Below are 20,636 nucleotides of genomic sequence, written 5' to 3'. Positions count from 1 at the left end.
GAGGGATGAAGACGCGGTTCACCGAAGCATTCGGGATCAAATACCCGATCGTCCAGGGCGGGATGCAGTGGATCGGGCGGGCGGAGCTGGTGTCGGCCGTGTCGAATGCCGGCGGGCTAGGCATGTTGACGGCCCTGACCCAGCCCACACCCGACGATCTGCGGCGGGAAATCGACCGTTGCCGGTCAATGACGGACAAGCCGTTCGGCGTCAACCTGACCATCCTGCCCTCCGTCAACCCGCCGCCCTATGCCGCCTATCGCCAGGCCATCATCGACAGTGGCGTGACCATTGTGGAGACGGCTGGTCACAAGCCGCAGGAACATGTGGAGGATTTCAAGGCGCATGGCGTGCGGGTCATCCATAAATGCACCGCCGTCCGCCATGCCCTGTCGGCCGAGCGGATGGGGGTGGACGCCATCTCCATTGACGGGTTTGAATGTGCCGGCCATCCGGGCGAGGATGATATCCCCGGCCTGATCCTGATCCCCGCCGCCGCTGACAAGGTGAAAGTGCCGATGATCGCCAGCGGCGGCTTCGGCGACGGGCGCGGGTTGGCCGCCGCCCTGGCGCTGGGGGCCGATGGCATCAATATGGGCACACGCTTCTGCGCCACGGTGGAGGCTCCTATCCATGAGCGCATCAAGCAGTTGCTGGTGGCGAATGATGAACGCTGCACCAACCTGATCTTCCGCAAGTTCCATAATACGGCGCGGGTCGCCAAGACTCAGGTTTCCGATCTGGTGGTGGAATTGTCGGCCAAGCCCGATGCCGTGTTCGAGGATATCCGCCATCTGGTAACCGGGGCTCAGGGCCGCGCGGCCCTGGAAAGCGGCGATATCGGGGTGGGGCTGGTCTGGGCCGGGCAGGTGCAGGGGCTGATCCATGATATTCCCACCTGCCATGATCTGATCGAACGCATCGTCGGGGAGGCGCGCGCCATCATCACCCAACGCCTGGCCGCCATCGCCGGTCCGGCGTAAGGGGGTGAGAGATGGCGCACTCTCCAATTTTTGACCTTACCGGCCGCACGGCCCTGGTAACGGGGGCGTCGTCCGGCCTGGGGGCACGCTTCGCGCGGATATTGTCGGCGGCCGGCGCCAATGTGGTGCTGGCCGCCCGCCGGGTGGACCGGCTGGAAACATTGCGGCAGGAGCTGGAAGCGGCGGGCGGGCGGGCCATCGCAACGCCGATGGATGTGTCGGATGAGGCCTCCACCCTGGCCGCCTATGACGCGGCAGAGGCGGCCTTCGGGACCGTTGATACAATCATTGCCAATGCCGGCATGAACTGCGAGGGGGCGGCCACCGACCTGCCCATGGAGGCGTTCGATCAGGTGATGGGGGTCAATCTGCGCGGTGTCTATCTGACCGTGCGCGAGGGGGCACGCCGGCTGATCGCCGCCGGGTCGAGGGAACGCCAGCACGGCCGGATCGTCATCCTGTCTTCCATCACGGCGACAAAGGTGGATCCCGGCCTTGCCGTCTATAGCGGCAGCAAGGCTGCCATATTGCAGATGGGCAAGGTTCTGGCACGCGACTGGGCGCGCAGCGGCATCAATGTCAACATGCTGCTGCCCGGCTATATCAAGACGGAGATCAATGGCGACTGGCTGGAGACCGAGGCCGGGGCGCGAATGATCGGCAAGTTCCCCCGCCGTCGCCTGATGGAACCCGGCGACCTGGATGCCGCCCTGCTGTTCCTGTGTTCCGATGCCGCCCAGGCGGTGACCGGGGCCGGCTTCACCATTGATGACGGCCAGTCGCTGTGAGCGATGGCGTTTCTTCCTGCGAAAGGCAATGACATGACCGCAGCCTATCTTGTCGAGGCGGTGCGCACGGCCGGCGGCCGGCGCAATGGCCGTCTTTCCGGCATCCATGCCAATGATCTGGGCGGCATCGCCCTGACCGCCATTGCCGAGCGTACGGGCATTGATCCCGAGGCCATTGACGATGTGATTTTCGGGTGTGTCAGCCAGGCCGGCGAACAGTCGATGCATATCGGCCGCTCTGCCGTGCTGGCGTCCTGCCTGCCGCAATCGGTACCGGCGGTGACCATCGACCGGCAATGCGGCTCCTCCCAGCAGGCCATCCAGTTCGCCGCCCAGGCCGTGATGTCCGGCACCCAGGATATCATCATCGCCGGCGGGGTGGAGAGCATGAGCCGGGTGCCGATGGGCACGCCCTCGCTGCCCGGCACCGGTGCTGCCCCCTGGTCGGCCAAGGTTCTGGACCGCTATGGGGTGGCGGGTTTCAGCCAGTTCAGCGGGGCGGAAATGATCGCCGCCAAGAATGGCTTCAGCCGTCAAGTGCTGGACGAATATGCCCTGGAAAGCCATCGTCGTGCGGCGGCGGCCATCGCGGCCGGTGTCTTCACCCGCGAAATCATTCCCGTCCCCATCACCCTGGCGGATGGAACCAGAGCCATCCATACCCAGGATGAAGGGGTGCGCCTGGATGCCAGCCTGGACGCCCTGGCCGGGCTGAAGACCCTGGTTCCGGACGGGGTGGTGACGGCCGGCAATGCCAGCCAGGTCTGTGACGGGTCGTCGGCGGTGCTGGTGGTGTCGGAACGGGCCCTGAAGGAACATAATCTGACCCCCATCGCCCGTATCGTCAACATGACCGTGACGGCCGGCGACCCGGTGATCATGCTGGAGGAACCGCTGTTCGCCACCGACAAGGCATTGAAGCGGGCCGGCCTGCATATTGATGATATCGACCTGTATGAGGTGAACGAGGCGTTTGCCCCGGTTCCCCTGGCCTGGCTGCGCCATGTCGGCGCCGATCCGGCCAAGCTGAACGTGCATGGCGGGGCCATCGCCCTGGGCCACCCGCTGGGGGCCAGCGGCACCAAGTTGATGGCGACCCTGGTGCACGCCCTGCGGACGCGCGGCAAGAAATATGGCCTGCAGACCATGTGCGAGGGCGGTGGCATCGCCAATGTCACCATAGTGGAAGCGCTTTAATAGAACGTGTGAAGGGGAAGCGCCATGGCCGGCATTGCCAGCTATAGGATTGAAGATGGGATCGGCCTGATCAGCATTGATGCCCCGCCGGTGAATGCGCTGGGGATCGCCGTGCGGCGAGGTGTCTGGGAAGGGTTGGAGCGTTTCATCGCCGATACGGCCGTAACGGCCATTGTCGTGATCTGCGGCGGCCGCACCTTTTTCGCCGGTGCGGATATCAGCGAATTCGGCCGGCCGTTCGAGGCGCCGACACTGGGCGACCTGCTGACCGCCATTGATGACAGTCCCAAGCCCATCGTGGCCGCCATCCATGGTACGGCCCTGGGCGGCGGGTTCGAACTGGCCCTGACCTGCCATTACCGCATTGCCCTGCCCACGGCCAAGGTCGGCCTCCCCGAGGTCAATCTGGGCCTGCTGCCGGGGGCCGGCGGCACACAGCGCCTGCCGCGTCTGGTCGGGGTGGCGGCAGCCCTGGACATGATCACCAGCGGCCGCCCCCTGGCAGCAGCCCAGGCGCTGGAGCTGGGGCTGCTGGACCGGCTGGTGGCCGACAGCGGCACCCTGCAGGATGCCGCAATCGCCCTGGCGCGGGAGGTGGCGGCCACCCGCCCGCTGCCGCGGGTGCGCGACCGGGACGACAGGATTGCCGGGGACCGCGGCAAACCGGAGATCTTCACTGGTTTCCTGGCCCGCAATGCCCGCGCCTTCCGGGGCTTCAAGGCACCGGGCCATATTGTCCAGGCCATTCAAGCGGCGGTCGAACTGCCGTTCGATGAAGGCATCGAACGTGAACAATCCCTGTTCTGGGAACTGGTCGATACGGTGGAATCCCGCGCCCAGCGCCATGTCTTCTTTGCCGAGCGGGAAACGGCCAAGATCCCCGATGTGCCGAAATCCACCCCCGTCCTGCCCATTGCCAGCGTCGGCATCATCGGGGCCGGTACCATGGGCGGTGGGATCGCTATGAATTTCCTGAATGTCGGCGTGCCGGTGACCCTGGTGGAGATGAATCAGGCGGCACTGGATCGCGGCATCGGCGTCATCCGCCGCAATTACGAGGGGACGGCCGCCAAGGGGCGCATGACCAAGGCGCAGGTGGAAGAGCGCATGGCGCTGATCACCCCGTCCTTGTCGCTGGAGGCGCTGGCCGCCGTCGATCTGGTGATCGAGGCGGTGTTTGAAAGCATGGCGGTGAAGCGGGAGGTGTTCGGCAAGCTGGACGCCATCACCAAGCCCGGCGCCATCCTGGCGTCCAACACCTCCTTCCTCAATCTTGATGAGATCGCCGCGGCGACCACGCGGCCGGAATGGGTGGTGGGGCTGCATTTCTTCTCCCCCGCCAATGTGATGCGGCTGCTGGAGGTGGTGCGCGGCAAGCACACCGCCCTGTCCGTCATCGCCACGGCGATGGATCTTGGGCGGAAGATCGGCAAGGTGCCGGTGCTGGCCGGCGTCTGCGACGGCTTCATCGCCAACCGGCTGATGAAGCCCTATATGGGCCAGGGCGATGCGCTGGTCCTGGAAGGGCCAACCCCGGCCGAGGTCGATCAGGCCATTGTCGATTATGGTTTCGCCATGGGGCCGTTCCAGATGATCGATCTGGTCGGGCTGGACGTGATCGGCCGCGACAATCCCGACCGCACCTTGAGCGGTGATCTGGTGGCCCTGGGGCGGCTGGGGCAGAAGCAGAATGGCGGCTTCTATGATTATGACGAGAAGCGCCGCGCCACCCCGTCGCCCGTCGCGGCGGCGGTGATTGCTACCCTGGCGGCGCATAAGGGCGTGACGCCGACGGGGCCCAAGCCGGCGGCGGAGATCGTGGCCCGGCTGCTCTATCCCGTGGTCAATGAAGGCGCCCGCATCCTGGAGGAAGGCATCGCGCTGCGGGCGTCCGACATCGATATGGCGGCAATCCTTGGCTATAATTGGCCGGTCTTTACCGGTGGGCCGATGTTCTGGGCTGATACGGTGGGTCTGCCGGTGGTTATTGCCGGCCTGAAAGCCATGGGCATCCAGCCGGCCCCCCTGCTGGAACGGCTGGTCGCCGACGGAAAATCCTTCACCCAAGGGTGAGGGATGCACCCTTCCTTGCCCGTCCCGCTCCCCCCCGGGGGCGGGCAGGGAAGGGGGTTGCTTTTAGATATCGATCACGATCTTGCCGAAATGGCCGCCCTTCTCCTGCAGGCGGAAGGCGTCGGCCAGCCGGTCCAGGGGAAAGCGCTGGGCATCGATGACCGGCCGGAGGCCGGTGGCCTCAATGGCGCGCACCATTTCTCGTTGCTGGCGATGGGTGCCCACCGTGATGCCGGTGAGGCGGAGCTGCTTGGCCATGATCAGGGTGGTGGGGATGGGGGCCTGATGCCCGCTCAATACCCCGATCACACTGATATGGCCGCCGTGGCGGGCCGCGGCGATGGATTGCGCCAGGGTGCCGGCGCCACCGACCTCCACCACATGGTCAACCCCCCCGCCCGACCAGAGCCGGGCCGCCGTTCCCCATTTTTCGACGGACTTGTAATTGATCACATGATCAGCGCCGAGGCCGCGCAGCCGGTCCAGCCGTGCATCGGATGACGAGGTGGCGATGACGGTCGCTCCCATCGCCTTGGCAAATTGCAGGGCGAAGATGGAAACGCCGCCGCTGCCCTGGACCAGCACCGTCTCCCCGGCCTTGATCCGGCCTTCCACGACCAGGGCCCGCCAAGCGGTCAGGGCGGCACAGGGCAGCGTGGCCGCTTCGGCATGGGTGTACCCGGCCGGTGCACGGGTGAAGCAGCGCGCCGGCGCCACCACCAGGTCGCGGGCGTAACCATCGGCGGAATCGCCGGGGACGGTTCCGGCGATCCCTTCCAGCGGGCGGCCATCCTGCCAGTCGGAAAAGAAGGTGGAGATGACGAGGTCACCGGGCGTGAAAGCGGTGACGCCCTCGCCCACCGCCAGTACATCGCCTGCCCCGTCCGACAGGGGGATCCGGCCATCCTCCACCCTGATCCCACCGGTCACCACGACATAATCGTGATAGTTCAAGGAGGAGGCGCGGAGCCTGATCTTGATCTCCCCCGGCCCAGGCGGCCCCGGATCAGGCAGATCAACGTTGATAAGCTGGCTCAGCGCGGCCGGCTGGCGCAGGCGGACGGCTTTCATCCCATATCCTTTCTGGTCATCTCTGGTCATCAAGCGGGCCGGGTGGACTCGCTGGGCAATCCATGCTGATAATGCTTAATAGGTTACTATTTATACATCGACAATGGCCAGATTGTCGCTTAAAGCAGAAGGCCCCCCTCTGACAGGAGTGCCCGCATGTCCGAACGCCCGATCCTGGTTGCCAGAAGCGGCGATGTCGCGATCATCACCTTGAACCGCCCCACCCGCATGAACGCCATGTCCATGGAGATGATGGAAGGGATGATATCGGCGGTGGATGAGGCGGGCCGCAGCGCGCGGGCCCTGCTGATCACCGGCGCCGGCCGGGCATTCTGCAGCGGCGCCGATCTGCAGGGCGGACCGGCGCTTCAGGAAGGGGCGGATATGGGCCTGTCGCTGGAACAGGTCATCAATCCGCTACTGGACCGCATCGCCGGCCTGCCGATCCCGATCGTCACCGCCATTAACGGGGCTGCCGCCGGGGCGGGGGCGGGGCTGGCCCTGGCCGGTGATTTCGCCATTGCCGGCCGGTCGGCCTATTTCCTGCTGGCCTTCGTCAATGTCGGGCTGGTGCCGGATGCCGGCCTGTCCTTCCTGCTGCCGCGGCTGGTCGGCCGCCAGCGGGCGCTGGCCCTGATGATGCTGGGGGAGAAGCTGCCGGCGGAAACGGCCGAATCCTGGGGGCTGATCCATCGTGCCGTGGCGGATGATGAATTGCCCGACCAGGCACTGCAGCTGGCCACCCGGCTGGCTGCCGGGCCGACCCGTGCCTTTGGCATCATCCGTCGCACCATGCGGACCAGCCTGGATGGCAGTTGGACCGAGACGGTGCAGGCCGAACGGATCGGCCAGCGCGAAGCCGGCTACAGCGCCGATTTCCGCGAAGGTGTGGCCGCCTTCACCGAGCGGCGGAAACCTGTCTTTCAGGGGCGGTAAAAGGATACTGATAAGGCGGCGGCCCCAAATCCACTCTTGCATTTAAATAGTATACCAGTTATTCAGAAGACCGTGGTCGGCGCGGGTCGCAAAGAACCCCGTTAAAGAAACCTGATGAGGAGGAAGTCCATGGACGTGAGCGGTTTGGCGGCGGTGGTCACCGGCGGTGCATCCGGGCTGGGGGAGGCGACCGCGCGGGCCCTGGCGAGCCTGGGCGTCAAGGTAGCGATCTTCGATCTGAATGCGGACAAGGGGAATGCCGTCGCGGCGGAGATCGGTGGCACCTTCTGCCCGGTCAATGTCACCTCAGACGCATCGGTTGATGAAGGGTTCGCCAAGGCGCGGGCGGCCCATGGTCAGGAACGCATCCTCGTCAATTGCGCCGGCACAGGCAACGCCATCAAGACAGCGGGTCGCGACCGCAAGACCGGCGAGATCAAGGCGTTCCCCATGGACGCCTTTGAGTTGATTATCCAGATCAATCTGATTGGCACCTTCCGCTGCCTCAGCAAGTCGGCAGCGGGGATGCTGACCGTCGAGCCGCTGCCTTCCGGCGAGCGCGGGGTCATCATCAATACCGCCAGCGTCGCGGCGCAGGACGGCCAGATGGGCCAAGCGGCCTATTCCGCCTCCAAGGGCGGTGTGGTTGGCATGACCCTGCCGATTGCCCGCGACCTGGGGGCGGAGGGCATCCGTATCAACACCATCCTGCCGGGCATCTTCAATACGCCGCTGATGAACGCGGCCCCCGACAATGTGAAACAGGCGCTGGCGGCGTCCATTCCCTTTCCGGGCCGGTTCGGCCATCCGGCCGAATATGCCAGCTTGGCGCTGGAGATGATCCGCAACCCCTATTTCAACGCCGAACATGTGCGCCTGGATGGCGGCATCCGGATGGGGCTACGCTGAAGCAGCAGGTGGGGAGGAAAACCGGTGACGGAGCAGAGGGCCGAGGGCACGGCCGAAACCATTGCCTATGATCAGGTCAGTCTGGTGATAGACGGACCGTTGGCCACCATCACCCTGGAGGATGGCGCCCGGTTGAACGCGATCAGTCCCGCCATGGCCGAGGCCCTGGCTGAGGCGTTAGGAGAGGTGCTGAAACCGCGCCGGCGGGTGCGGTGCCTGCTGCTGACCGGCGCCGGCCGCGGCTTCTGTGCCGGGGTCAATCTGCTGCAAGAGGCCCGGGCTGTTTCCGCCGGGGCGGGGAAAGTGCCGGCCCTCAGCTCGGTGGAGACCTTGTTTCACCCGCTGCTGCGCCGGCTGCATGCCTTGCCGATCCCACTGGTGGTGGCTGTTAATGGCCCCTGTGTCGGGATCGGCGTCGGCATTGCCCTGGCGGCCGACCATGTTGTCGCCTCGGCCGATGCCTATTTTCTCCTGCCATTCCGCTCCCTGGCCTCGGCCCCGGATTCCGGCCTGACTTGGCTGTTGCCGCGAATGGTGGGGATGGCCCGGGCGCGCCGCCTGTTGCTGCGGGCCGAACGCCTGCCGGCCGCCACGGCGCTGGACTGGGGAATGATCGGGGAGGTATTGCCGGCCGAGGGGTTCGCCGCGGCGGCCCGGACGGTCGCCCTGGATTTCGCCCATGGCCCAACGGCGGCCCTGTCGGAGATGAAGCGGCTGCTGGCCGATGGGCTGCGCCAGGACCTGGACGCGGCGATGGAGGCTGAGGCGCGCGCCGTCGCCCGCACCTCTCGCACACGCGACAATGTCGCTGCCATGCGCCTGTTCGGGTCGAAGGAAAAGCCCGTGTTCCATGGGGAATAGGGCACACCCCCCGCCATCAACCGCACACCAGGAGCGGACATGATCAGCCTGACGCGATTTGCCCAAGAGGGGTACGACGCCGTCCCCGAGGCCAGCACCGAATACACCCACGGGTCGGCGGCTTTCGTCGCCTGGCGGGTCGGACAATGGTTGCGCCGCCATGGCGGCATCCGCCCCACCCACGTCACGTCGGAGTCCGGCTATGCCGTGCGCGTCGATGGCGTGAAGGTGATGATTCCCGCCGGCGCGACGGGGGAGCCTCAGATCGTCGGCGAGTGACACTGCCATCTGAAATAATCGAGGCCGGGAGCCTCACCAAGGGAGGTTGATGATGCGCAAGGAAGACATGGTGATCTTCAGCGTTGATGACCATATTGTCGAAGGGCCGACGATTTTTGACCAGCATATCGGGGCCAGATGGAAGGATGAGGCCCCGAAATGCGTCGAATCTGACGAAGGCTTCACCTGGGTTTATCAAGGCAAGCCCAGTGTCAATTTCGCGCTGAATGCCGTGGCCGGCCGCCCGCGGGAGGAGCTGGGCTTCGAGCCCAATCGGTTCGACCATATCCGCAAGGGCTGTTACGATCCGCGCAGCCGCGTTGACGATATGAGCGTCAATGGCGTTTTCGCCGGGGTCAACTTCCCCACCTTTCCTGGCTTCGCGCTGGAAATGTTCCAGGACCGCAAGCACAAGGACCTGAATACGGCCATTATCCAGGCCTATAATGATTGGCATATTGACGAGTTCTGTGCGGTTGCTCCGGACCGGTTGATCCCGATGGTCAGCCTGCCGCTTTATGACATTGACGCTGCCGTGGCAGAAATGAAGCGCGCCATCGCCAAGGGGGCGCGTACCGTCACCATGCCCAGCCTGCCGCATCAGCTTGGCCTGCCCAACATCCATGATGATTATTGGCGCCCGCTGTGGAAGCTGCTGGATGAGGAGCGGGTGCCGATCTCCATCCATATCTCGGCCCTGGATTCCACCGGCACGGAACATCTGACCCTGGATTCTCCCATGGGGGCCTTTCTGACCAAGGCAGGCCTGGCGTCGATGGCGGTGTTTGCCGAATGGCTGTGGTCAGACTTCATCCATGATTATCCGCACCTGAAGGTCATTCTGTCGGAAGGCGGCATCGGCTGGCTGCCCTATACGCTGGAGCGGGCGGAACTGGTGCATAAGAACCATGGCCCCTGGATGCGCCATAATTGGCGTGGAAAGCGTCCGACCGACGTGTATCGGGAGCATTTTATCTCCTGTTTCATCCAGGATGAAGCCGGGGTAGCCCTGCGCGATCTGATCGGGGTGGAGACGATCACCTTCGAGAATGACTATCCCCATGCCGACATCACCTGGCCCAACACCCCGGAACAGCTCTGGAACGGGGAGTTCCAAAAGGGCGCCATCGGCCAGCGCGACATCGATCTGATCAGCCATCAGAATGCCGCCCGCCTCTATCGGTGGGACGCGGTGGACCGGCTGGGGCGGGAAAACTGCAATGTCGCGGCCCTGCGGGCCCAGTCAGGTCATGTCGATCTGACGCCGCTGAAAGGGGGGGGCAAACCGCCGGCGGAACATTCCGGCACCGTGCGTGCGCGGGACATCCTGCGCCTGTTCCCGCAGAGCAATACGTTCAAGACCGCCTGAACGGTTCCCTGGGTGGCGGCTTCCGGCCCCACCCCGGTATTTTCGGGGATAGACAGATGGCAGGACCATTGGCGGGCATCCGCATTATCGAACTGGCCGGGATCGGGCCGGCACCCTTCTGCGGGATGATGCTGGCCGATCATGGGGCGGAGGTGATCCGCGTCGAGCGGCCGGGCGCCCGGCTGGATCCAGAGGATCCGCTGGGCCGGTCCCGCCGGTCGATCATCGTCGACATGAAGCAGGCGGCCGGTGTGGCAGTGGTCCGCGATCTGGTGCGCCATGCCGATGGCTTCATTGAAGGGTTTCGCCCCGGCGTCGCCGAGCGGCTGGGGTTGGGGCCGGACGTGTTGATGAAGGAGACCCCCCGGCTGGTTTATGGCCGAATGACGGGGTGGGGCCAGTACGGACCCTATGCGCAGGCGGCGGGACACGATATCAATTACATCGCCCTGTCCGGCGTGCTGCACACGGTGGGGGAGGCGGGGCGGCGGCCCATTCCCCCGGTCAATTATGTCGGTGATTTCGGCGGCGGCGGCATGATGCTGGCCTTCGCCATGGTCAGTGCCCTGTTGGCGGTGAAGATGGGGGGCAAGGGCGATGTCATCGACTGCGCCATGACCGATGGATCGGCGCTGCTGGCGGCGATGACTTGGTATGGCCATGCCATCGGCATGAATCAGGACAGGCCGGGCGTTAATCTGCTGGATGGCGGCGCCCATTTTTATGACACCTACGAAACGGCAGACGGCAAGTATGTCGCCTTTGGTGCCATCGAACCGCAATTCTATGCCCAGTTCCGCCAGTGCCTGGGCATTGCCGATGATCCCGACTTCGCGGCTCAGATGGATGAGACGGCATGGCCACGGCTGAAACAGCGGGTGGCGGATATTGTGCGGACACGGACCCGCGATGAATGGTGCGCGCTGATGGAAGCGACGGATGTGTGCTTCGCGCCCGTCCTGTCCCTGGCCGAAGCCCCTAACCACCCGCATAATCTGGCGCGGGGTACCTTTCTGGAACTGGCCCAAGGCGTGCAGCCCGCCCCCGCCCCCCGCTATTCCGGCCGTTCCCTGACCCGCCCCACGCCGCCGACGGTGGCGGGCGCCGATACGGACGGCGTCCTCTCTGCCATGGGATATGATGCGCAACGCATCGGCCGGCTACGGGAAAGCGGCGCGATCCAGTGATACCAGCGGCACGAAATCATGACCGATGGTCACGTTTTCGTGCCCCTCAATCGCCGGCGGGCGCTTCCGCGCCCTTGGCTACGCGGCACGGGCCGCGCGGCGGCAGTCGCCGCCGTACCATCGGTAAAGAATTTTGACCGATGGTATGAGGCCCGCAAACCAGGGACGCCAGGGACAGCCAACGGATGGCCCTCCCCGCGTCCAGATGCACAGCATGGCGGGCCGGCGACGCTGGACCAGCATTGCCGCCTTTGCTTTTCTTGGGATCAGAGCTGGCCGTTGACCCAACGCCGCGAATGGAGGAAGAGCTGCAGGGTCTCGGCCTTCGCCAGCCCGACATCATGGGCCTTGATGGCGGCGACAATATTCATGTGCGCGCGCATCAGCCAGGGAATGCGGATCGGATCGACCGGCGGCAACTCATCAAGCCCGTAATTGACCAGAATGTGGATGAACAGGGCCAGTGCCCGGTTGCCTGCCCGTTCGGCGATCTCATCATGCAGAGCGGAGGCAGTGGTCAGGAAATCGTCCGGTTTTGCCCGTTCCATCCGTCGGATATGCCGGTCCAGTGCTTCCATATCCGCGCCGGTGGCCATCTGGGCAAGTTGCGTGACGGCATAGATTTCCAGGCAGGACTGTGTCTCCCACAAATGGATCATCTTGATCCGCGATGAATGCAGATAGGTCTTCACAAGATCGATCGTGTAAGAGGGGTCGACCCGACCGATGATCACCCCGCCCTGGACACCGCTTTTCACCTGGGCGATGCCGAGCAGTTCCAACTGGCGTAGGGCTTCCCGCAGCACCGCCCGGCTGACGGAATATCGTTGCTGAAGGGCGACTTCCGTTCCCAGGTTCAAGCCCGCCTGCCAGCCGGTCCGGGCAATGTCGGCGACGATGCGGGAGGCGATCTTCTCGCTGAGTTTTTGTGTCCGTTCCGCCGCCTCCGACCAGCCGGGCAGCCGCTGACCCGACTCCATGGTGCCGGTGGCCGCCGCCGTCATCAGCGATGTCATCGCCACCAGCCGGCGTCGCACATCATGCTGCACCAGCAGGTCGGCCCGTTCCCCATCGCGGGCGACGATGGCATTGACCAGTTCCCGTTTAAAAAGGACAGATAATTCCCGGTCACGCTGAAAATCACGCTGGTCCACCTGCAGCACGGCCAGAATATCCCGCAGGACGCCGTTCAGAGCCTCAATGAACAGGGGCAGGGAGGGATTGCCCGTCGCCTGCGCCACCGCCACCCGGATCTTCATGTTACCGGTGATATTGCCGGCAATATCCTCGGCCTGCTGTAGCTCGTCCACCAGGGCCGACAGATGTTCGGCACCGTCCGGCGTGATGCGCTCCGATGCCAGCCGGGCGATGGTGCGTTCCAATTGCTCACGCACCTCATGCTGCTCATGGAAGCTGATGCGGGAAAATTCCAGGAAGGTGATAATGGCGCGGACGGCCGCGTCCCGCGGTGGCGCGGAGACCAGCAGCCCCCCCCCGGCGCCGCGGCGCATGGCAGCGGCGCCATGGCGTTCAACCTGACGGATCGCTTCCCGCAAGGTGGCACGGGAGACACCGTAATGGGCCATCAGCTCCTTTTCCGTGCCGAGATTTTCCCCTTCCTTCCAGCCCTGCTGAATGATGTCGGCGAGGATTCTGGCCGCCACCTTCTCCCCGAGCTTGCGCTTGCGCGCCCCTTCTGCTGGCAGTGCGACGTGTCGCTCTGCTGTGGCAGCCGGAACGCTGGTGTCCGTGGTTGCGCCCAAGATTGAAATGCCCCGCTTGGATTCTGATTTTACGACATTGACCGATCAGCGCCCGCCCCCAATCCCTGTACCGGGATGTGGTAAGCCCTCTGCCGACGCCTAGACCCAATGTAGGCTACTGGAGCAATGACGGCAAGCACATCGCGCAGGCCTGGAGGATTCCCTGCTCTCTGCGGTGTCTGTCCCGGTCATGTAACGAATCGCTATGGGTGAATCCCATTATAGTATGCTGATTTAACCGGTCATTCCGGGGAGGGCAACACCCTCCTCCTCACGCCGGTCAAGGGTGGGGTGGTGTCGCTGCCTGAAAGTACAACCCGTTTCCGCGCTCTCCACTAGGCATCCCGGGCGGAGAGCCGTCCCTTATGACCTATTTGCGCATACGGGCGCGCCGGTGGCTGGACAAGGCGAATTTAAATAGTATACTTGTTAAAAAATGAGGATCCCAATTTAAGGAGGGGAGATCAATGGCCATCCCGAAAAGTGTGGCGCCCTGGCTGGTGGTGGATGCGGAGGGGCGAGCCCATGTCGAAGCACGGCGCTGTTCCGTCTGTGCGGCGATATTGACGGCGCCATCGCTGGCTTGCCCGTCCTGCGGGGCGCGGGGGACCCTGCAGCCCTTCATGGTCACGCCGACCGGTCGGCTGCATAGTTATTCCATCGTCCACCGTTCCTTCCCCGGTGTGACCGTCCCGTTCATTTCCGTCGTCGTCGACATGGATGATGGGACGGTGCTGAAGGGCAATCTGCGCGGTGTGGCGCCGACGCCGGACGCCATCTGCTTCGACATGCCGGTCAGGTTGGTCTTTGACGATGCCGGCCGCCAGGACCGCGAAGGCAACCGCTATGTCAGCTATTTTTTTGAAGCCGCCTGAACGCCGGAGCGCAAGATCATGAGAGACGTCTATATCGTCGGCATCGACATGCTGCGCTTCGGTCGGTTCCCCGGCAAGACCCCCGGGGAGTTGGGGGCCGAGGTGGCGCTGGGCGCCATGGATGAGGCGGGGGTGAGCATCCGCGACATCCAGGCGCTTTATTGCGGCAACCAGTTCGATCCGGTGGGCATGATCGCCCAGGATGTACAAAAGCAGATCGGGCAGACCGGCATCCCCTCTGCCAACATCAAAAATGCCTGCGCCACCGGCGCCACGACCCTGCGCGAAGCCATGTTCCTGATCAAGGCCGGGGCGGCTGACATCACCCTGGCTGTGGGGTGCGAGGTGATGCCGCGCGGTCTGCTGGGTGGCGGGGAACCGGCAGCCGGCATTTCCACCGAGGGGCTGCTGGGCTCTGGTTCCATGCCCTGCGTCTTTGCCGAGGCCGGCCATGCCTATGCCCGCGACTATGGCACCAGCTTCGCCCAGTTCGCCCAGGTCAGTGTCAAGAACCATTGGCATTCGACGATGAATCCAAAGGCGATGTACCAGAAGGAGACGCCGCTGGAAGAGGTGATGCAGGCGGAGATGATCGCCTATCCCAACACCAAGCTGATGTGTTCGGTGAATGTCGACGGGGCGGCGGCGGCCGTGCTGATGAGCGAGGAGGAGGTGCGGCGGCGCGGGCTGATGGGACAGGCCGTCAAAATCCGTGCGTCGGCTTTGGCCTCCGACCCCTATACACCGCGTAATCTGGCCATGTGGGATATCAATACCGCCACCAGGATGGCCGCCGACAAGGCCTATGAACAGGCGGGGCTGGGGCCGGACGATATCGATCTGGTGGAGCTGCATGATTGTTTCGCCACGGCGGAACTGCTGCATTATGAAAATTTGCGGCTCTGCGGCGTGGGTGAGGCCGGTCGCATGATCGATACCGGCGAAACCCGGTTGGGGGGCCGCATTCCCGTCAATGTCTCCGGCGGGCTGCTTTCCAAGGGACACCCGATCGCGGCGACGGGCATTGCCAACATGTATGAGGTGGTGGCCCATCTGCGCGGCACGGCAGGGGCCCGCCAAGTGGAAGGGGCGCGGCTGGGCATGACCCATGTTGTCGGTCTGGGGACCGTCGCCGCCGTGCACATCCTGGAAAAGAGCCTCTGATTCAAAAGGCTGGGGGGCCAGCACCGTCCCGGCCTACTGACCGGTTGCCTGGAATTTGCCAAGGCCCCGCACGCCAAGTGCTGGGCGAGGGGAGAAATATGCCCGTGAATGCGCAAGCCGTCCTGGATTGGCGCTTCGATCCGGTGACAGAGAAATATAACAGGACGCGGACCATCCTCTATGCGCTTGGCCTGGGGGCCGGTGCCGCCGAGGCTGATCTGCCCCTGGTTTATGAAAAGGACCTGAAGGCGCTGCCGACCATGGCGGTGGTACTGGCCGGTGAGCCGATGTGGATGGACGACCCACGGGCCGGCATCACCTTTACCCATGTGCTGCATGGGGAACAGGGGCTGGTCTTGCACCGGCCCCTGCCGCCGGCCGCCACGCTGGTCGGCCAGGCTGTCAACGAGGCGCTCTATGACAAGGGCGCAAAGGGGGCGGTGCTGGTGATGAAGCGGGAATTGCGGGATGCCGCCAGCGGTGAGCTGGTGGCGACGGTGCGTTCCACGGCCTTTCTGCGGGCGGATGGCGGGTTCGGCGGGTCGGGGGAGGGGCAGCCGGCCCCGCATCCGCTGCCCGACCGTGCTCCCGATCACAGCGTCACCCTGGGCACACGGGTTGATCAGGCGCTGCTCTACCGACTGTCGGGAGATTTCAACCCGTTGCATATTGATCCGGTGGTCGCCCGGTCGGCCGGCTTCCCGCGGCCGATCCTGCACGGCCTGTGCAGCTATGGCATCGCCGGCCGCGCCATCATTCAGGCCCTGTGCGACGGGGATCCGGAGCGGTTGACGCGCCTGGATGTGCGCTTCGCCACCCCGGTCTATCCGGGTGAAACCCTGGTGACGGAAATCTGGCGTGAGGGGCCGGGCCAGGCCGCCTTCCGCGTCAAGGTGGCCGACCGCGATGTCGTCGCCCTCAATAATGGCCGCGCGGATTTCCGGGCCTAGAGTCGGTGGGAAGATAAAGGACCGGAAAGGTCCGTGGGAGGGAAGGATGGATTTCGCCTGGACGGAAAGTGAGCAGGCCTATCGGGCCGAACTGGTTTCCCTGCTGGAACAGCAATTGCCGCCGGACTGGTGGGACGCCTATGCCTATGACGGCCCGGCCGGGCCGGAACTGATGGTTCATGCCCGTCGATTCAATGCCGAACTGGCCCAGCGTAATCTGGTGGTGCGGCACTGGCCGCGCGCCTATGGTGGGCAGGAGGCAAGCGCCTGGAGCCAGATCATCCTCAGTGAGGAAATGTGGAGCAATGGTGAGCCCCGCTCCTCCCTCTATCTGGGGGCCAACTGGGCCGGGCCGGCGATCATGAAATTCGGCACAGAGGCGCAGAAGCAGCGGTATCTGCGCCCCATCGCCGACGGCAAGCTGCTGTGGTGCCAGGGATTCTCCGAACCGGAAGCCGGGACCGATCTGGCCAACATGAAGACCCGGGCTGAGCCCGATGCCGATGGCTATGTCATCAACGGGTCGAAGGTCTGGACCTCCTACGCATCGCGGGCCGACATCATGTTCCTGCTGGCCCGTGTGGGCGGCAGCGGCAAGGGCGGGGTGAGCTGTTTCATCCTGCCGGTCAACTCACCGGGAATGGAGGTGCGGCCGATCCCGGCCATCCATAGCCCGCATGATTTCAACGAGGTGTTCTTCACAGATGTGCGTGTTCCGGCCGACGCGTTGCTGGGCGAGCCGGGCAAGGGCTGGGACATCGTCACCACCATCCTGCATTATGAACGGATCGGGGCCGCCCGTTACGAATTTTCCCGCCGCACCCTGGACCGGGTGGTGGCGCATCTGAAGCAGCGGGGCCTGTTCGACGACCCGACGGTGCAGGCCGAACTGGCGACGGCCCTGGCGGCGACGGAGGCGGCGCGGCTGTTGACCTATGTGGTCATTGATGGCCGGGCCAAGGAACGGCCGCCCGGCCCCGACACCTATGTCGCGCGCTATGCCATGGTCCAGGCCGATCACGCCGTCGCCAACATCGCCTCCACCTACCTGTCCGATCTGCTGACGGAGCAGGGGGACGGCATGTTGCGCTCCCATTTCACCTCCGCCATCACCGCCGGCATCGCTGCCGGTGCGGCGGAAGTGCAGTTGAACATGATTTCCGGCCGCTATCTCGGCCTGCCGCGGGGGGCCTGAGCCATGGATCTGGAGCTGACCAGCGACCAGCGCGCCATTCACGATGCCATCGTACAGATGGTGTCCAATCATATGGACGTGCCGCGTTCCGGTGCCACCCTGAAGCCAGTAGAATATTGCTATGCCGACCAGCTGGACCGTGATCTGGCGGAAGGCGAATTCTTCTCCCTGGCTCTGACAGAGGGTTGTGGCGCCCTGGAAGCGGCCCTGCTGGTCTATGAGACGGGGCGGTCGCCGCTGGTCCTGGAGACGGCGGGTGCGGCCTTCATCGGCCCGCTGCTGACCGGCCGCGACCTGCCCCGGCCGGTGGCGGTGGCCCGGCTGGAGGATCTGACTCGCGCCGTCCGCTTCCTGGACCGCGCCCGGACCCTGATCGTCGATTTGGGCGATGATGTCGCTGTGCTGTCGACGGACGGGCTGGCGGTGGAACCGATCCATTCCATGTTCGCCTATCCTCTGGGTCGGCTGATGACTCTGCCTGACTTCACCGCAGCGGAGCGGCTAGGGGCCGCGGCGGTGCCGCGCCTGCGGCGCCTGTGGCGCGTCGGCCTTGCGCTGGAAACGGCTGCCGCCTTGCAGGCGGCCGTGGATTTCACCACGGCCTATGTCAAGGACCGGCTGGTCTTCGGCCGGCCGGTCGGTTCCTATCAGGCCGTACAGCACCGTCTGTCCGCCGATATTCAGCGCGTCCGCGCCGTCTACTGGTTGGCGCTGAAGGCGGCCTGGAGCGGCGGTGACCAGGATGCAGCCTTGGCCGCTCTTTATGCCCAGCAGGCGATCACCCCCATCAATTACGACACCCACCAGTTCAATGGCGCCCTGGGGATGACCCTGGAACATACCCTGCATTTCTGGACCTTCCGTCTGCGCCTGCTGCAAGGCGAGATGGGCGGCGCCCGGACCCAGGCGGCCGCGACGGTGGCCGCAACCTGGGCAGGTGCCTGATGGGCGGGGGAGCGAGAAGTCTGGATCTGGCCCTGCCGCCCGAGGCTGTGGAACTGGAAGAGTCCGTCCGGCGCTTCTGCGAGCGCCGCCTGGGCAAGGATGTCAATGCCCGCCGCGACATGCCGTTTTCCTGGGAATTATGGGCGGAAATGGCGGCCCTGGGCCTGCTGGAAATGGCCGGTACCGACATGGAACAGGCGCAGCTTTTCGCCTGTATCGGGGCCGAGCAACTGGGCTATCACGGTTTTCCCGGCCCGGTGGCGCAGTCCATCGCCGCCGCTGCGGCCGGTCTGGCCGATTGGGATGCCGTGGCCGCCGGGGAGCGGCTGGCGACGGTGGGGGCCGGCACGACGGTGGCCTGGGCCGCTCTGGCCGATGATATCGTGCTGATCACGCCTGCTGGCCTGTGCTCCGGCATAGCCGGCGCCGCCATCGACACGTTGGGACGCAGTGCGGTGGCAGAGGTCGGCGCGGGTGCCGCGCTGCCGGGCGATGCGCACACGGTGCGGGCGCGTTTCGACATGGCGCTGGCGGCTTATACCGGCGGGGCGGGTCGTTTCCTGGTCGATATCGCCGCCGACCATGCGCGCACCCGGCGGCAATTCGGCAAGGCGCTGGGGGAATTCCAGGCCGTCGCCTTCCCCCTGGCCGAAGCCCTGATGCGGTTGGACGGGGCACAGCAACTGGCCCGCGCGGCGGCCCTGGCCATCGATGCCGCCCGAGCGGATGCCGCCGATCTGGCCGCCGCCGCCCGGTTGTCGGCCAGCCGCGCCGCCCTGCGTGCCGCCTTTGCCGCCCACCAGACCTTCGGTGCCTATGGGGTCATGGAGGAAGGGCCCGTCGGCTGGCTGTCCCGCCGCATTCAGGAGTATGCTGTCCTGGAACCCTCCGTGCGCGGCATCCGGCAGACACTGCCCCTGCAGGGCGCCGCGGTCCTTGATCCCGAATTATGGCCCGTCGTGGAGGAAACCTGATGCAATTGGCATATTCATCCGCGGAACGGGCCTTCCTGGCCGAGGTACGGGCCTTTCTGGCCCCCTGGCGGGGGCTGGGACAATATCTGCAGGGTAGGGACCATGCGGGCCTGCGGGCCTTCTACAAGGCGTTGGGGGTGAAGAACTGGCTGTCACTGGGCTGGCCGGTGGATCATGGCGGCCGCGGGCTGCCGCCGATCTATGAGTTCCTGCTGTGGGACGAAATGGCTCATGCCCGCATCGCCCGTCCGCCGCTATCGGCCGGGATTGTCGCCAAGACGATCATCCGCTATGGCACCGATGCCCAGAAGGCGCGCTGGCTGGAGCCGATCCGCACCGGCGAGCTGATGTTCTCCCTGGGCTATTCGGAGCCGGAGGCCGGTTCTGATCTTGCCTCGTTACGCACCCGGGCGGAATTGGGGCCGGAGGGCTACCGTATCAATGGCACCAAGATCTGGAGCTCGTCGGCCCAGGACTCCGATTATCTCTGGCTGCTCTGCCGCACGGGGGAGGTGGCCAGCCGCGCCGCCGGCCTGTCCCTGCTGATCGTCGATCTGCGGGCACCGGGCCTGCGTATCCGGCCGATGGCGAAGATGAGCGGCAATGTCTTCTGCGAGCTGTTCTTCGATGACGTCATCGTCCCTGTCGATCAGCGGATCGGGCCGCAGGACGGCGCCTGGAAGATGATGAATGCCAGCCTGGCCGATGAACGCCATGTGCAGTTTCCGCCCAAGCGAGTGCTGGCCGATTATGAAACGGTGCGCGACTGGGCGATGGCCCACGGTCTGGACCGCGATCCGGTGGTGCGGGAGCGGTTGGCGGAACTGGCGGTCGATGTGCTGGAATGCCAGGCCCATGCGCTGCGCGTCCTGACGGCCCAGGGCGATGATGTGCGGGCCAGCATTGCCGCGGCGGCCAACAAGCGCGCCTCCACCGACACGATTCAGGCCATTGCCCGGGCGGCGATGGATTTCGGAATTCCGGCGGCCCTGACGACGGCGGCCCCCATCGAACAGCTCTGGCGGCAGACGCTGGAGGAATCTCTGGGCGGCGGGACGACGGAAATCATGACCAGCATCATCGCCCGGCAGGGGCTGGGGCTGAAGGCTTGATCCCC

At 65.1% G+C, this 20,636-nt stretch carries 19 protein-coding genes; 17 read left to right on the top strand and 2 right to left on the bottom strand.

The features are described from left to right. Positions 1–5: 5 nt before the first annotated feature. From CHB97_RS22970 to CHB97_RS22955, 4 genes are read left to right on the top strand one after another with little or no spacing between them, the layout of a single operon-like run. On the top strand, positions 6–983 hold the full coding sequence (locus tag CHB97_RS22970) for a nitronate monooxygenase family protein (RefSeq protein WP_089290359.1): 978 nt from the start codon (positions 6–8) through the stop codon (positions 981–983). Positions 984–994: 11 nt separating this feature from the next. Next, positions 995–1,771 carry an SDR family NAD(P)-dependent oxidoreductase gene (locus CHB97_RS22965; RefSeq protein WP_089290358.1) on the top strand — a complete coding sequence of 259 codons (777 nt, stop codon included), beginning with the start codon at positions 995–997 and terminating at the stop codon, positions 1,769–1,771. Between the two features lie 33 nt (positions 1,772–1,804). Further along, on the top strand, positions 1,805–2,968 hold the full coding sequence (locus CHB97_RS22960) for an acetyl-CoA C-acetyltransferase (protein ID WP_089290357.1): 1,164 nt from the start codon (positions 1,805–1,807) through the stop codon (positions 2,966–2,968). Between the two features lie 24 nt (positions 2,969–2,992). Next, a complete protein-coding gene (locus CHB97_RS22955) occupies positions 2,993–5,041 on the top strand; it encodes a 3-hydroxyacyl-CoA dehydrogenase NAD-binding domain-containing protein (protein WP_089290356.1) in 2,049 nt (682 codons plus the stop codon). Between the two features lie 63 nt (positions 5,042–5,104). On the opposite strand, the gene CHB97_RS22950 is transcribed toward CHB97_RS22955, so the two are convergent. Next, positions 5,105–6,112 carry an NAD(P)-dependent alcohol dehydrogenase gene (locus tag CHB97_RS22950; protein WP_089290355.1) on the bottom strand — a complete coding sequence of 336 codons (1,008 nt, stop codon included), beginning with the start codon at positions 6,110–6,112 and terminating at the stop codon, positions 5,105–5,107. A 156-nt stretch (positions 6,113–6,268) separates the two neighbouring features. On the opposite strand from CHB97_RS22950, the gene CHB97_RS22945 reads away from it, so the two are divergent. The 6 genes from CHB97_RS22945 (at position 6,269) to CHB97_RS22920 (ending at position 11,653) form a co-directional block, all read left to right on the top strand. Then, complete coding sequence (locus CHB97_RS22945; RefSeq protein WP_089290354.1) at positions 6,269–7,048, top strand: enoyl-CoA hydratase-related protein; 780 nt, start codon at positions 6,269–6,271, stop codon at positions 7,046–7,048. A 129-nt stretch (positions 7,049–7,177) separates the two neighbouring features. Continuing rightward, a complete protein-coding gene (locus CHB97_RS22940) occupies positions 7,178–7,957 on the top strand; it encodes an SDR family NAD(P)-dependent oxidoreductase (protein WP_089290353.1) in 780 nt (259 codons plus the stop codon). 24 nt (positions 7,958–7,981) lie between these two features. Next, complete coding sequence (locus CHB97_RS22935; RefSeq protein ID WP_089290352.1) at positions 7,982–8,818, top strand: enoyl-CoA hydratase-related protein; 837 nt, start codon at positions 7,982–7,984, stop codon at positions 8,816–8,818. A gap of 39 nt (positions 8,819–8,857) precedes the next feature. Beyond that, the gene (locus tag CHB97_RS22930; protein ID WP_089290351.1) at positions 8,858–9,097 is read left to right on the top strand and encodes a hypothetical protein; all 240 of its coding nucleotides are present in this window, start codon (positions 8,858–8,860) and stop codon (positions 9,095–9,097) included. Positions 9,098–9,146: 49 nt separating this feature from the next. Beyond that, positions 9,147–10,466 (top strand): amidohydrolase family protein, encoded by a 1,320-nt coding sequence (locus CHB97_RS22925; RefSeq protein WP_089290350.1) that lies wholly within the window; start codon positions 9,147–9,149, stop codon positions 10,464–10,466. Positions 10,467–10,522: 56 nt separating this feature from the next. Further along, positions 10,523–11,653: a CaiB/BaiF CoA-transferase family protein gene (locus CHB97_RS22920; protein WP_089290349.1), complete on the top strand. Its 1,131-nt coding sequence runs from the start codon at positions 10,523–10,525 to the stop codon at positions 11,651–11,653. A gap of 266 nt (positions 11,654–11,919) precedes the next feature. Here the strand turns inward: CHB97_RS22920 and CHB97_RS22915 are convergent, their stop codons facing one another. After that, positions 11,920–13,416, bottom strand: a complete 1,497-nt coding sequence (locus CHB97_RS22915; protein WP_089290348.1) for a FadR/GntR family transcriptional regulator — start codon at positions 13,414–13,416, stop codon at positions 11,920–11,922. A 467-nt stretch (positions 13,417–13,883) separates the two neighbouring features. On the opposite strand from CHB97_RS22915, the gene CHB97_RS22910 reads away from it, so the two are divergent. The 7 genes from CHB97_RS22910 (at position 13,884) to CHB97_RS22880 (ending at position 20,631) form a co-directional block, all read left to right on the top strand. Then, on the top strand, positions 13,884–14,291 hold the full coding sequence (locus CHB97_RS22910; RefSeq protein ID WP_089290347.1) for a Zn-ribbon domain-containing OB-fold protein: 408 nt from the start codon (positions 13,884–13,886) through the stop codon (positions 14,289–14,291). A gap of 18 nt (positions 14,292–14,309) precedes the next feature. Next, the gene (locus tag CHB97_RS22905; RefSeq protein ID WP_089290346.1) at positions 14,310–15,455 is read left to right on the top strand and encodes a thiolase family protein; all 1,146 of its coding nucleotides are present in this window, start codon (positions 14,310–14,312) and stop codon (positions 15,453–15,455) included. Positions 15,456–15,553: 98 nt separating this feature from the next. Continuing rightward, complete coding sequence (locus CHB97_RS22900) at positions 15,554–16,405, top strand: MaoC/PaaZ C-terminal domain-containing protein (protein WP_089290345.1); 852 nt, start codon at positions 15,554–15,556, stop codon at positions 16,403–16,405. A 46-nt stretch (positions 16,406–16,451) separates the two neighbouring features. Then, complete coding sequence (locus tag CHB97_RS22895) at positions 16,452–17,600, top strand: acyl-CoA dehydrogenase family protein (RefSeq protein WP_089290344.1); 1,149 nt, start codon at positions 16,452–16,454, stop codon at positions 17,598–17,600. Positions 17,601–17,603: 3 nt separating this feature from the next. Then, a complete protein-coding gene (locus CHB97_RS22890) occupies positions 17,604–18,545 on the top strand; it encodes an acyl-CoA dehydrogenase family protein (protein ID WP_089290343.1) in 942 nt (313 codons plus the stop codon). Continuing rightward, positions 18,545–19,519, top strand: a complete 975-nt coding sequence (locus CHB97_RS22885) for an acyl-CoA dehydrogenase family protein (RefSeq protein WP_089290342.1) — start codon at positions 18,545–18,547, stop codon at positions 19,517–19,519. Before CHB97_RS22890 ends, CHB97_RS22885 begins: the two co-directional genes overlap by 1 nt. Positions 19,520–19,524: 5 nt before the next feature. Next, entirely contained in the window at positions 19,525–20,631 is a 1,107-nt protein-coding gene (locus CHB97_RS22880) for an acyl-CoA dehydrogenase family protein (RefSeq protein WP_160106186.1), read from the top strand. Positions 20,632–20,636 lie beyond the last annotated feature (5 nt).

Source organism: Azospirillum sp. RU38E (assembly GCF_900188385.1).
GTDB lineage: Bacteria > Pseudomonadota > Alphaproteobacteria > Azospirillales > Azospirillaceae > Niveispirillum.
The sequence above is the reverse complement of the archived record's forward strand: the minus strand, read 5'-3'. Positions and strand labels throughout refer to the sequence as shown.